Annotated in this window: 11 protein-coding genes and 1 pseudogene; 8 read left to right on the forward strand and 4 right to left on the reverse strand. The window is 67.1% G+C overall.

Annotated elements, in window-relative coordinates; all coding sequences use genetic code 11:
- Window positions 1-65 precede the first annotated feature (65 nt).
- Entirely contained in the window at window positions 66-3,020 is a 2,955-nt protein-coding gene (locus ACIPRS_RS05270; RefSeq protein WP_446537761.1) for a valine--tRNA ligase, read from the forward strand.
- A 253-nt stretch (window positions 3,021-3,273) separates the two neighbouring features.
- On the opposite strand, the gene rimI is transcribed toward ACIPRS_RS05270, so the two are convergent.
- From rimI to pssA, 3 genes are read right to left on the reverse strand one after another with little or no spacing between them, the layout of a single operon-like run.
- Entirely contained in the window at window positions 3,274-3,729 is a 456-nt protein-coding gene (gene rimI / locus ACIPRS_RS05275) for a ribosomal protein S18-alanine N-acetyltransferase (RefSeq protein ID WP_192201229.1), read from the reverse strand.
- A gap of 50 nt (window positions 3,730-3,779) precedes the next feature.
- A complete protein-coding gene (locus ACIPRS_RS05280) occupies window positions 3,780-4,217 on the reverse strand; it encodes an alanine acetyltransferase (protein ID WP_446537762.1) in 438 nt (145 codons plus the stop codon).
- The gene (gene pssA, locus ACIPRS_RS05285) at window positions 4,214-4,993 is read right to left on the reverse strand and encodes a CDP-diacylglycerol--serine O-phosphatidyltransferase (protein ID WP_192200227.1); all 780 of its coding nucleotides are present in this window, start codon (window positions 4,991-4,993) and stop codon (window positions 4,214-4,216) included. The genes ACIPRS_RS05280 and pssA overlap by 4 nt, the downstream gene beginning before the upstream one ends.
- A gap of 92 nt (window positions 4,994-5,085) precedes the next feature.
- Between pssA and ACIPRS_RS05290 the strand changes: the two genes are divergently transcribed.
- The 4 genes and pseudogenes from ACIPRS_RS05290 to ACIPRS_RS05305 all read left to right on the forward strand — a co-directional run.
- Window positions 5,086-5,481, forward strand: a complete 396-nt coding sequence (locus ACIPRS_RS05290; protein WP_337730596.1) for a DUF4124 domain-containing protein — start codon at window positions 5,086-5,088, stop codon at window positions 5,479-5,481.
- A gap of 8 nt (window positions 5,482-5,489) precedes the next feature.
- Window positions 5,490-5,777, forward strand: coding sequence for a DUF4124 domain-containing protein (locus tag ACIPRS_RS05295; RefSeq protein ID WP_446537763.1), 288 nt, complete (start codon window positions 5,490-5,492; stop codon window positions 5,775-5,777).
- Window positions 5,778-5,847: 70 nt separating this feature from the next.
- Window positions 5,848-7,542 (forward strand): proline--tRNA ligase, encoded by a 1,695-nt coding sequence (locus ACIPRS_RS05300; protein ID WP_446538010.1) that lies wholly within the window; start codon window positions 5,848-5,850, stop codon window positions 7,540-7,542.
- A gap of 128 nt (window positions 7,543-7,670) precedes the next feature.
- Window positions 7,671-8,033: pseudogene (locus ACIPRS_RS05305) on the forward strand (H-NS histone family protein); the annotation flags it as partial.
- A gap of 105 nt (window positions 8,034-8,138) precedes the next feature.
- Here the strand turns inward: ACIPRS_RS05305 and ACIPRS_RS05310 are convergent.
- Entirely contained in the window at window positions 8,139-9,386 is a 1,248-nt protein-coding gene (locus ACIPRS_RS05310; protein ID WP_192201227.1) for a threonine/serine ThrE exporter family protein, read from the reverse strand.
- Between the two features lie 84 nt (window positions 9,387-9,470).
- Between ACIPRS_RS05310 and ACIPRS_RS05315 the strand changes: the two genes are divergently transcribed.
- Genes ACIPRS_RS05315 through ACIPRS_RS05325 form a run of 3 tightly spaced genes read left to right on the forward strand, consistent with a single transcriptional unit; the run spans window position 9,471 to window position 12,289 of the window.
- Entirely contained in the window at window positions 9,471-10,361 is an 891-nt protein-coding gene (locus ACIPRS_RS05315) for a DMT family transporter (protein ID WP_446537764.1), read from the forward strand.
- Window positions 10,358-11,473, forward strand: coding sequence for an MlaE family lipid ABC transporter permease subunit (locus ACIPRS_RS05320; protein ID WP_446537765.1), 1,116 nt, complete (start codon window positions 10,358-10,360; stop codon window positions 11,471-11,473). The genes ACIPRS_RS05315 and ACIPRS_RS05320 overlap by 4 nt, the downstream gene beginning before the upstream one ends.
- Window positions 11,474-11,479: 6 nt before the next feature.
- Window positions 11,480-12,289, forward strand: coding sequence for an ABC transporter ATP-binding protein (locus ACIPRS_RS05325; protein ID WP_446537766.1), 810 nt, complete (start codon window positions 11,480-11,482; stop codon window positions 12,287-12,289).
- The last annotated feature ends 2 nt before the right edge of the window (window positions 12,290-12,291 follow it).

Here is a 12,291-nt window from a genome sequence, read left to right on the forward strand (position 1 = left end):
CAAACGCAAGATCAAGATGGATCCCGGCGTCCGCCGGGATGACGACTCAAAAATCCCGGAACCCCATGACCGACCTCGCCTCCAGCTACGACCCGAAATCCTTCGAATCCCGCCTGTACGCGCAGTGGGAAGCCGCCGGCTACTTCAAGCCCAGTGGCGAAGGCAAGCCGTACACGGTGCTGCTGCCGCCGCCGAATGTCACCGGCACACTGCACATGGGCCATGCGTTCCAGCACACGCTGATGGACGCGCTGGTGCGCTACCACCGCATGCGCGGCTACGACACGCTGTGGCAGATGGGCACCGACCATGCCGGCATCGCGACGGAGATGGTGGTCAGCCGCAACCTGGCACTGGAAGGCAAGGGCGACACGCGCGATTCGCTGGGCCGCGACGGTTTCATCGCCAAGGTGTGGGAGTGGAAGGCGCAGTCCGGCGACACCATCGAGCGGCAGATGCGCCGCATGGGCGCATCGGGCGACTGGTCGCGCAGCACGTTCACCATGGACGAAGCGGCATCGAAGGCGGTCATCGAAGCGTTCGTGCGCTGGCACGAGCAGGGCCTGATCTACCGCGGCCAGCGCCTGGTCAATTGGGACCCGGTGTTGAAGACGGCGATCTCCGACCTGGAAGTGGAGAACGTCGAGGAAGACGGCTTCCTGTGGTCGATCGCGTACAGGCTGGAGGACGGTGCCACCTACGACCACATCGACCGTGATGCGGACGGCAACGAGATAATGCGCGAGACCAGGGATTATCTGGTGGTCGCCACCACACGTCCGGAGACGCTACTTGGCGATGCCGCCGTGATGGTGCATCCCGAAGATGAGCGCTACGCTCATTTGGTCGGCAAGAAGGTTAAGTTGCCGCTCGTCGACCGCGAGCTGCCCGTGATCGCGGATGAGTATGTTGAACGTGAATTCGGAACTGGGGTGGTCAAGGTCACGCCTGCACACGACTTCAATGACTACCAAGTTGGTCTGCGCCACGGATTACCGCTGTACAACATCTTGGATGATGCGGCACGAATCATTGATGACTCATCTTGGACGGAACGACTTAAGCGTCAAGCTTCCGCGACAGCGATTCGTAGCGGATTGATCGACACGGCGACCGATGCGCGGATTCCGGAAAAGTATCAGGGCCTCGACCGTTACGAAGCACGCAAGGTCGTGCTCGCGGACCTCGAGGACCTCGGCCTTCTGGTCGAGACCAAGCCGCACAAGCTGCAGGTGCCGCGCGGCGACCGCACCAACCAGGTGATCGAGCCGTATCTCACCGACCAGTGGTTCGTGAAGATGGATGGGCTGGCGAAGCGCGGTCTCGAACTCGTGGAGTCGGGCGAAGTGAAGTTCGTCCCGCCGAACTGGATCAACACCTACCGCCACTGGATGGAGAACATCCAGGACTGGTGCATCAGCCGCCAACTCTGGTGGGGCCACCGCATCCCGGCGTGGTTCGATGGCGCGGGTAATTGCTACGTCGGCCGCGACGAAGCCGAGGCGCGCGCGAAGGCCGGCCTGTCCGCCGACGTCGCCCTCACCCAGGACAGCGACGTGCTGGAGACCTGGTTCTCCTCGCAGCTGTGGCCCTTCAGCACGATGGGCTGGCCGGACACGCAGGCGATGGCCGCGCGCGGCTTCGACCGCTACCTGCCGTCGTCGGTGCTGGTCACCGGCTTCGACATCATCTTCTTCTGGGTGGCGCGCATGGTGATGGCCACCGACAGCTTCGTCGGCCAGGTGCCGTTCCGCGACGTCTACATGACCGGCCTGATCCGCGACAAGGACGGCCAGAAGATGTCCAAGTCGAAGGGCAACGTGCTGGATCCGCTCGATATCATCGACGGCATCTCGCTGGAAGACCTGGTGGCCAAGCGCACCGGCGGCCTGATGCAGCCGAAGATGGCCGAGAAGATCGAGAAGGCCACGCGCAAGGAGTTCCCTGACGGCATCGTGCCGCACGGCGCCGACGCGCTGCGCTTCACCATCGCCGCGCTGGCCACGCACGGCCGCGACATCAAGTTCGACATGGGCCGCGCCGAGGGCTACAAGAACTTCTGCAACAAGCTCTGGAACGCCACCCGCTTCGTGCTGATGAACACCGCGGCGTTCTCCCTTCCTCCGCTTGCGGGGGAAGGTGCCCGAAGGGCGGATGGGGGCAGCGCGATGCCGAATCCGGTCACCGACGCCGAGAAGTGGATCCTGTCACGCCTGACCAAGGTCACCGCCGAGGCCGGCACGCAGTTCGCCGGCTACCGCTTCGACCTGCTGTCGCAGGCGCTGTACGAATTCGCCTGGAACGAGTTCTGCGACTGGTTCGTCGAACTGGCCAAGCCAGCCCTCAATGGCAATGACAAGGAAGCGGCCGACAGCACGCGCCACACGCTGTTGCACGTGCTGGAATCGCTGCTGCGCCTGTTGCACCCGCTGACCCCGTTCGTTACCGAGGAATTGTGGCAGCAGGTCGCGCCGAAGCTGGGCATCGACGGTGGCACGGTCTCGCTGCGCCCCTACCCTGTCGCCGCCGATTTCGCCGGCCAGGACTATGTGCAGGCCGATGCGGACGTGGAATGGCTGAAGACGATGGTGTCCACCCTGCGTCGCGTGCGCAGCGAACTCAACGTCTCGCCCGCGAAGACCATCCGCCTGCTCTTGCAGGATGGTGGCGACAACGACCGCACGCGCATCGCGCGCTTCGCCTCGTCATTGTCGTTCCTGCTGAAGCTGGACGATATCGCCTGGCTCGACGTCGGCGCCGATGCCCCCGCCTCCGCTGCCGCGATGGTGGGTGAACTGAAACTGCTGGTGCCGCTGGAAGGCCTGGTCGACCTTGACGCCGAGCGCACCCGCCTGGACAAGGAAATCGCCCGCGTCGCGGGCGAGAAGGACAAGAGCGAAGCCAAGCTGGCCAAGTTCACCGACAAGGTGCCGCCAGCGGTGGTCGAGCAGGAGCGCCAGCGCCTGATCGACTGGAGCAACCAGCTCGCTGCCCTGCATGGCCAGCGCGCGAAGCTCTGACGCTTCGCTCCTCCCCGCAACGGTCGGGCAGCCGTCGCCTGGCTGTGCGGGATCGCGTCATCGCAGCCGTCATCCCAGCGAAAGCTGGGATCCATCTTGACGTTGCAGTTCGCGCTTCGGAAGCGTTGGAAGCAAGATGGATTCCCGCTTTCGCGGGAATGACGAACAGGAGTCGGACTGGTTGTTCTTCCGGCGAAAGCTGGGATGAAGGCTGGATGGTTTCGCCATGTGCCGCGTCGGGCCGGGACCTGCCCTACAGCGGCGGCATCGTGGTGATGTCGTCAGCCACCAGCTCGATCGCCATCACCAGCGCATCCTCGCGGCCGTCGCGGGCCGGGTAGTAGCGCGGGCGGCGGCCGATCTCGTTGAAGCCTTCGCTGTGGTACAGCGTGATGGCACCGGGGTTGGACGGACGGACTTCCAGGAACACGCGCTGCACGCGCAGGTCGCGGGCGATCTTCACCAGCGCGCGCAGCAGATGGCGGCCCAGTCCGCGGCCCTGGCGCTCGGGGGCGATGCAGATGTTCAGTACATGCGCCTCATCGGCGGCGATGCTGAGCAATCCGTAGCCGATGACCATGCCGTGTTCCGTCATCACCCACGAGGGATAGCCCGCCTTCAGGCAGTCGCGGAAGATGCCGCGCGTCCACGGGAAGGGATAGGCGCGCTGTTCGATCGCCATCACGGCGTCAAGGTCGCCCTCGCGCATCGGGCGCAGGCTGGAAGCGGACGCCGGTGACGCTTCGGCGCCCCGCGCGCTCACGCGGAGGCTCCGCGCCGCAGCCGCCTCAGGGCGGGCCACAACGCGCGCTTGGCGGCAGGGTTGCCACGCAGCTCGGCAGAACTGGGCCATTGGGCGAACAGTTCCGCAGCCCCTGGCGCATTGGGATTGCAGCCCGAGGCGCGGATCAGCGCGAAGTGGAGGCGGTCCGGCAGCCGCGATCCGGGCGCTCGCAGCGCTGGTGCCTGGCGCAGGGGCGGGGGCGCGTCGACAGCCTCACGCGCAGGCGGACGCGCACGCACGGCAGCGGGCGGAGGAACATCGGGCGCAACACGGGCAGGCGACGTTTCCACGGCCTGCGCGACAGCGGCACCGGCTTCCGTCGGCCAATCCGCTGGCAGGTACACCGTATGGCCCAGCGCGCGCAGCCAACCCTGCTGCTCGGCCGACCACAACCGGTCCGCCGCGAGCATCATGCAGCGGCATCCTTCTGCCGGCGCACGCGCTGCCACAGCCAGTAGCCCGGACCGGACAAGGCATACACCACGCCCACCGCCAACAGTGTGCGCGGCAGGTCGATGAACAGGATCGCCAACGCCAGCGGCACCAGCGCCAGCACGACGAACGGGATGCGGTCGGCCTTCGCCCCGCCTTCGCCCGTTCCCTTGAAACTCCAGAACCGGATGCGGCTGACCATCAACAGCGCCGCAACCAGGGTCACGCCGAGGGCCACATAGCGCAGTTCCTCGCCCGTCCAGCCCAGTTCGCCATCGGCGAAGGCCCAGACGAAGGACATCATCAGGCCCGCCGCGGCCGGACTGGCCAGACCGACGAACCAGCGCTTGTCGACCGTGCCGACCTGCGTGTTGAAACGGGCCAGCCGCAGCGCCGCGCAAGCCGCATAGAGGAACGCGACCACCCAGCCCACGCGCCCCATCACGCCGCCGTCGAACTTCAGCGCCGCCAACGACCAGTGGTACATCACCAGCGACGGCGCCAGGCCGAAGCTGACCAGGTCGGCCAGCGAGTCGTACTGCACGCCGAATTCGCTGCTGGTGCCGGTCAACCGCGCCACGCGGCCGTCGATGCCGTCCATCAGGCCCGCCACGAATACCGCGATGGCGGCGTTCACGAACTGACCGTTGGCCGCGGCGATGATCGCGAAGAAGCCGGCAAACAGGCCCGCAGTGGTGAACAGGTTGGGCAACAGGTAAATCCCGCGGGAGCGCGGGGGCGGCTTGATTTCGTTCATGGGTCGCAGTTTAGCCCAGCGGTCCGCCACCCGGCTTGCCTGCGCGGCCCCGGGGTGCTGCAATCGCGGTTCCCGTGATCCCGGAGCTTCCCATGCGCCTCCTGCCCTGCCTGTCCGTGCTGGCGCTCTGCCTGGCGACCGCCTCCACCGCGCAGGCCCAGCAGGTCTACCAGTGGAAGGACAAGAACGGCGTGACCCACTACTCGGACAGCCCGCCGCCGAACCAGACCGTGCAGAACCGGCGCATCAACCAATACGGTGCCCCGGCGGCGGATGCGCAGCCCGCCGGCAAGCCGGTCGAGAATCCGCAGTGCACCACCGCGCGCATGAACCTGCAGGTCCTGGCGACCAGCAAGGGGCCCGTGCAGCAGGACACCGATGGCGACGGCAAGGCGGATACCACGCTTGACGACACCGGGCGTGCCAACCAGCAGAGCCTGGCCGAAGCCGCCGTGAAGGCCTACTGCAAGCCTGCCGCCGGAGCCTGACCCGTTCCATGCGCGCCTGGCTGGCCATCGTGGCGGGCGTGGCGCTGGGCGTGGGCGTCGCCTGGTGGCTGGCCCGCGAATCACCGGATGCCGGATCACGCAAGCAGGCCCGCGCGGACCAGGCGGCCGCTGCCCAGGCCCGCGACGCCCGCCCCTCGCTGTATCGCTGGCGCGACGATGCCGGCGTGCTGCAGATCACCGAGCAGCCGCCGAAGGACCGCCGCTTCGAGCGCATCGATCGCGAAGTCCCGGCAGGCATTCGCGTAAGCGGGGACGCGGCGACCGCCGCGGATTGACCCGCCGCCGCCCCGGGTGCGGCCAACGCTGGCAAAATAGGCGGTTAGTCCCTCACGGATCCCCATGCCGATGCGCCTGTCGCAGTTCCACCTCCGCACCACCAAGGAAACCCCGGCCGACGCCGAACTGGTCAGCCACCAGCTGATGCTGCGCGCGGGCATGATCCGCAAGCTGGCCGCCGGCCTGTACACATGGTCGCCGTTGGGCCTGCGCGTGCTGCGCAAGGTGGAAACCGTGGTGCGCGAGGAAATGAACCACGCCGGCGCGATCGAGATGATCATGCCGACCATCCAGCCGCGCGAGCTGTGGGAAGAGACGGGCCGGTGGGAGAAGTTCGGCGGCCAGCTGCTGAAGATCACCGACCGCAAGGAACAGGCGTTCTGCTACAGCCCCACGGCGGAAGAAGCCGTCACCGACTTCGCGCGCCAGGAGCTGTCCAGCTACAAGCAGCTGCCGGTCAACTTCTACCAGATCCAGACCAAGTTCCGCGACGAGATCCGTCCGCGCTTCGGCGTGATGCGTGCGCGCGAGTTCGTGATGAAGGATGCCTACTCCTTCCACATCACCGATGAAGACCTGGTCCGCGAGTACCGCAACATGCATGCGGCCTACACGCGCATCTTCACCCGCCTGGGGCTGGACTTCCGCGCGGTGCAGGCGGACAGCGGCGCCATCGGCGGCGATGCCTCGCAGGAATTCCACGTGCTGGCCGATTCCGGCGAGGACTCCATCGCGTTCTCCACCGGTTCGGACTACGCCGCCAACGTGGAAAAGGCGCAGGCCGCGGCGCCGGGCCCACGCGCCACTGCGTCGGAGACGATGAACAAGGTGGCCACGCCCACGCAGAAAACCTGCGAGGACGTCGCCGCGCTGCTGGGCATCCCGTTGCAGCGGACGGTGAAGTCGGTGGCCGTCATGACCGACGCCGGTTTTGTGCTGGCGCTGGTGCGCGGCGACCATACCGTCAACGAGATCAAGCTGGGCAAGGTCGCCGGGCTGGCCGATTACCGGCTGGCGACGGAGGCCGAGATCCTCGCCCACCTGGGCAGCGAGCCGGGCTTCCTCGGCCCGATCGGCGCGAAGCAGGCGATCCGCGTGGTCGCCGATCGCGAGGTGGCGGCGATGGCCGACTTCGTCGTGGGCGCCAACGAGGCCGGCTTCCACATTGCCGGCGTCAACTGGGGCCGCGACCTGCCTGAACCTGAAACCGTGGCGGACATCCGCAACGTGGTGGAAGGCGACAGGGCCGCCGACGGCGGCGAGATCCGCATTGTCCGCGGCATCGAGGTGGGACATGTGTTCCAGCTCGGCCGTAAGTACAGCGAAGCGATGAAGTTCACCGTGCTCGACGAAACCGGCAAGGCTGCCGCACCGGCGATGGGCTGCTACGGCATCGGCGTATCGCGCATCGTGGCGGCGGCGATCGAACAGAACCACGACGCCAACGGCATCATCTGGCCCGTACCGATGGCCCCGTGGGCCGTTGCCGTATGCATGATCAACCCGAAGAACGATGCCGCTGTGAATGCTGCGGCCGAGCAGTTGCTCGCAGACCTGCAGGCGGCCGGCATCGAGGCCGTGCTGGACGATCGTGGACTGCGCCCCGGCGCGATGTTCGCCGACATCGAACTGATCGGCATCCCGCACCGCGTGGTGGTGTCCGAGCGCGGACTGGCGGCAGGCACGTTCGAGTATCGCGCACGTCGCGCCGAAGACGCCGAGAATATCGGCCGGGACGAACTGCTCGCGCGCCTGCGCGGCTGATCGCGCGTACGCATGCGTGGGCGCCATCGCGCGTCCACGCATCTCCGTGGTTTGTGCCGCGATTAACTCGTCGATTAAGATGATTATTCGGCCAAGGATGGGCTTTCCCTTCCTGACTGGAGATACTGATGTCGATCGACCTGCGTAACCTGTCCGCCAAGGAACTTGGCGCCCTGATCGCCAAGGCCAAGGAACAGCAGACCAAGCTGGCCAAACGAACCCCCATTGCCACCGTCCGCGGCAAGATCACCAAGTTCGCCAAGGCCGAGGGCTATACGCTGGAGGAACTGTTCGGCATGGCGGGCACGCGCCCCGCCAAGGCGGCAACGAAGCCCGGTCCGCGGGCCGGCAAGAAGCTCGGCAAGGTCGCGCCGAAGTACCGCAACCCGGCCAACCCGAAGGAAACCTGGACCGGTCGCGGCAAGCATCCGCGCTGGATGGCCGCGCTGATCGCGAAGGGCAAGAAGGCCGACGACTTCCTGATCAAGAAAAAGTAATCGCGACGATGCGGCAGGGAAACGGGAGGCTTGGCCTCCCGTTTTTCATGGGTGTCCATCCTGTCGGGCGTGCACTCCCGCGCATCTCCAACGGTATCGTCAGAGATTCTTGCGCGACGAAATCAGCAGGTTGCCGAACAGAAGACCTGCCACCAGCGCCATCACCACGTTGGTGACGGCCAGCAGCGCCGACTGTCCCACGCCCACATCCTGCTGCTGCACCAGGGTCAGCAGGCCGCGCAGGCTGGTGCTGCCGGGTACGAGCATCAGGATGCCGGGCACGCGGATCAATGCGCCGGGACGGTTGGCCCAGCGCGCGAACGCATTGCCTGCTGCGGTCAGCGTCAGTGCCGACAGGAAGATGCCTACCGGACTGCCCCACGCCTGGCCGGCGTAGCGCGAGATGCTGTAGCCGGCGATGGCCGCTGCCATCACCCAGAAATAATCGCGGCGGTGCGCCTTGAACAGCACGGCGAAGGCATACGCCGCCACGATCATCGCGCCCCACTCCACCCACTCCGGCTGTGGCCGCGATGCGCGCACCTCCGGATACAGGCCCAGCAGCTGCGCCAGCGTCACCGCGATCATGCTGCCCACCGTCAGCTTCAGCACCGTGGCCATCGCGCCCGCGAAACGGGCCACGCCGGATACAAGGTGCTGGCTGGTCAGTTCGTTCACTGCATTGGTCAGCGCCATGCCGGGCAGCAGCACGATCAGCGAGGCGATGATCACCGTGTTGAGGTTCAGTGGCGCGATGAAGTTGGCCACCAGGATCGCCACGAAACCGGCCACCAGCGCCGAGATCGCATCGCTGGCCTCCTTCATCTGCGGGCGGCGGGCGATCAGTTCACCGAGCACCCCGATGATCACGCCGATCAGGCCGGCGGTGGCCATGTCCAGCCACGGCAGCCGCCACAGCCCTGCCACGGCCGCTGCCGCCAGCCCCGAGGCGAAGATCTGCATGGCCCGCCAGCGCAGGCTGGGCGTGCGGTCCAGCGCGCGCAGCGCGGTGTGGCCCTGGGCGATGCTCATCTGCCCGGACGACACCGCATCCGCGATGCGGTCCGCCTCGCTCAGCTTGTGCAGGTCGGTCTCGCCGGGCGCCAAACGGATGACCCGGGTGCTGTCGCTCGCCCCCAGCGGGCGCGCGGGATCGCTGAAACTCAGGATCAGGCCGGTGGGATTCGACCACGGCTCGCAGTCCAGGCCGAGGCGTTGGGACAGGCCTACTACCGTTCCCTCCAGCCGCTGTGCGGTGGTGCCGTAGCTGTGCAGGCGCCCGGCGATCTCGCACACGAAGGCGATGCGCTGGGCGTAAGTGGCGGAAAGCAGCATGTCGTCGGCCATCGGCACAGTATCGCCCAAGTGCCATCCCGTGGCTTCACGCATGCCTGCTTACACTACGCATCGGCGATGGGGTCAGGGGGCACGGTGGGAATCGGCGAAGCGATGGCGCTCGGCAGTGCCGCCGCGTGGGCGGTGGGCGTGATCCTTGCGCGGCAACTGGGCGTGCACCTGCCTCCGCTCACCCTCAACCTGCTCAAGAACGGACTGGTGCTGTGCGTGCTGGCGCCGGTGGCGTTGCTGCTGTACGCCGGTGCGTGGCCCGTGATGCCGGTGCGCGACATGCTCATCGTGCTGGCCAGCGGCGTGATCGGCATCGCCTTGGCGGACACGCTGTATTTCCGCGCGCTCAACGAACTCGGCGCCGGGCGCATGGGCGTCATCGGCAACCTCTACAGTCCGCTCGTGCTGCTGTTGGGCTTCGTGTTCCTGGACGAACGCCTCGGCGGCATGCAATGGCTGGGCTTCGCCCTGGTGGCCGGCGGCGTGCTGCTGGTCAGCATTCCCGCGCGCGGGCAGTCGGCCCGTCCGCAGCACACGCTGCGCGGCATCCTGTTGGGCCTGCTGGCGATCGCATTGATGGCGGTCGCCATCGTGATGGTGAAGCGCACGCTGGAGACGCAACCCTTGCTGTGGGTGACGCTGCTGCGCCTGTGCGGCGCGATGGCGGGCCTGCTGTTCCTTGCGTCGCTGCCCCCCATGCGCCAGCGCATGCGCTTCGTGCCGCGCGATGTCGCCTGGCATCGGCTCGTGCTGGCGGCGCTCGTGGGCCAGGGCTTGTCGATGGTGCTGTGGCTGGGCGGCTACAAGTTCACCTCGGCCTCCGTGGCGGCCATCCTCAACGAGTCCGCCTCGGTCTTCCTTGTGGTGCTCGCCGCCCTGTGGCTGCGCGAACCCATGGGCCGTCGTGCGTTTGTAGGCGTGCTGCTCACGTTCAGCGGGATAGCCTGTATGCTCCTTGGCCGAGCGACGCCATGACCCCCGCCCTTGCCCGCCCGCAGTACGAATCCGATCCCGGCGACCCCCGGCGCGCAAAGCTGGCGGGCGACTGGACGCTTGCCAGCGCGCTGACGGTGGCCGAGCAGCTGGGCACGCTGCCGGACGCGGTCAACCGGCTCGATGCCACCGCCATCGGCCGGATCGACTCGGCCGGCGTGCTGCAACTGCTGAGGTTCGCCAAGCGCCGCGGGATGGAACTGTCGGACATCGAGTTCCGCGCCGACCATCGCGCGCTGGTCAGCACCATTGAAGATGTCGCCGACGACCGGCCGCCACGCAAGCGCGACTACGGTGTGCTGGCCGCACTCTCGCGCCTGGGCTACCGCGTGCACGAGAACGGTCAGGAGATCGTCGCGCTGCTGAGCTTCACGGGCGAGAACCTGGTCAAGCTGGTCCGCATGGTGAAGGAGCCCCGCCGCTTTCGTCCCACCGCCACCGTGGCGCACATGGAAGCCGTGGGCCTGGATGCCGTGCCGCTGGTGATCCTGTTGTCGTACATGGTCGGCGCGGTGATCGCCTTCCTCGGCTCCACCGTGCTGCGCGACTTCGGCGCGGAAATCTACGTGGTGGAACTGGTCAGCATCGCGTTCCTGCGTGAATTCGCCGTGCTCATGACCGCCATCGTGCTCGCCGGGCGCACCGCCTCGGCCTTCACCGCGCAGATCGGCGCGATGAAGAGTCGCGAGGAAATCGATGCGATCCGCACACTGGGCCTGGATCCGATCGACCTGCTGGTGATCCCGCGCCTGATCGCGCTGCTGGTGATGCTGCCGCTGCTGACCTTCATTTCGATGATGGCGGGCCTGGCCGGCGGTGTCACCGTCGGTGCATTCGACCTCGGCATCCCGCCGCAGATGTACATCGCGCGGATGCACGACACCATCGAGGTGAAGCATTTCCTGGTGGGCCTGTCGAAGGCGCCGGTATTCGCCCTGGTGATCGGCCTGATCGGCTGCCTGGAGGGACTGCAGGTGGAGGGAACCGCGCAGTCCGTCGGCGAACGCACCACGTCCAGCGTGGTGCAGACCATCTCGCTGGTGATCATCATCGACGCGGTGGCCGCGTTGTGGTTCATGCATATGGGCTGGTGACGACACATGGCCGATGAATCCCCCATCATCCAGGTGCGTGGCCTGGTCAACCGCTTCGGCGAGCAGACCGTGCACGAAGGCCTGGACCTGGACGTCCGGCGCGGCGAGATCCTCGGCGTGGTCGGCGGCTCCGGCACGGGCAAATCGGTGCTGATGCGTTCCATCCTCGGGCTGCGCGAGCCCAACGAGGGCGAGATTTCCGTGTTGGGCGCGAACGCACGTTCGGGCGACCAGACCGAACGCCAGCACATCGAACGCAACACCGGCGTGCTGTTCCAGGATGGCGCGCTGTTCTCCTCGCTGACGGTGGGTGAGAACGTGCAGGTGCCGCTGAAGGAACACCACCCGGAGCTGCCTGACAGCTGGCGCTACGAACTGGCCTTGCTGAAGGTGAAGCTGGCAGGCCTGCCCGCCGACGCCATCAACAAGCTGCCATCGCAGCTGTCGGGCGGCATGCGCAAGCGTGCCGGCCTGGCGCGTGCGTTGGCGCTGGACCCGCCGCTGCTGTTCCTGGACGAGCCCACGGCCGGCCTGGACCCGATCGGCGCGGCGGCGTTCGACCGCCTGATCAAGACACTGCAGGAAGCCCTGGGCTTGACGGTCTTCCTGATCACCCACGACCTCGACACGCTGTACGCCATCTGCGACCGCGTCGCGGTACTGGCGGACCAGCGGGTCATCACGATAGCGCCCCTGCACGAAGTGGAGCGCTTCGATCATCCCTGGGTGCAGGAGTACTTCCACGGTCCCCGCGCGCGCGCCGCGCGCGACGGACAGCAGGCCCCCGGGGCCCTCAACACGCAAACGGCGGTCTGATC

The sequence above is a fragment of the Pseudoxanthomonas sp. LARHCG66 genome (assembly GCF_052871755.1).

Excerpts from the sequence above, each read along its gene's own strand:
- ACIPRS_RS05270 (WP_446537761.1), top strand. The coding sequence starts at position 66 with ATGACCGACCTCGCCTCCAGCTACGACCCGAAATCCTTCGAATCCCGC.
- rimI (WP_192201229.1), bottom strand. The coding sequence starts at position 3,729 with ATGCGCGAGGGCGACCTTGACGCCGTGATGGCGATCGAACAGCGCGCC.
- ACIPRS_RS05280 (WP_446537762.1), bottom strand. The coding sequence starts at position 4,217 with ATGATGCTCGCGGCGGACCGGTTGTGGTCGGCCGAGCAGCAGGGTTGG.
- pssA (WP_192200227.1), bottom strand. The coding sequence starts at position 4,993 with ATGAACGAAATCAAGCCGCCCCCGCGCTCCCGCGGGATTTACCTGTTG.
- ACIPRS_RS05290 (WP_337730596.1), top strand. The coding sequence starts at position 5,086 with ATGCGCCTCCTGCCCTGCCTGTCCGTGCTGGCGCTCTGCCTGGCGACC.
- ACIPRS_RS05295 (WP_446537763.1), top strand. The coding sequence starts at position 5,490 with ATGCGCGCCTGGCTGGCCATCGTGGCGGGCGTGGCGCTGGGCGTGGGC.
- ACIPRS_RS05300 (WP_446538010.1), top strand. The coding sequence starts at position 5,848 with ATGCGCCTGTCGCAGTTCCACCTCCGCACCACCAAGGAAACCCCGGCC.
- ACIPRS_RS05310 (WP_192201227.1), bottom strand. The coding sequence starts at position 9,386 with ATGGCCGACGACATGCTGCTTTCCGCCACTTACGCCCAGCGCATCGCC.
- ACIPRS_RS05320 (WP_446537765.1), top strand. The coding sequence starts at position 10,358 with ATGACCCCCGCCCTTGCCCGCCCGCAGTACGAATCCGATCCCGGCGAC.
- ACIPRS_RS05325 (WP_446537766.1), top strand. The coding sequence starts at position 11,480 with ATGGCCGATGAATCCCCCATCATCCAGGTGCGTGGCCTGGTCAACCGC.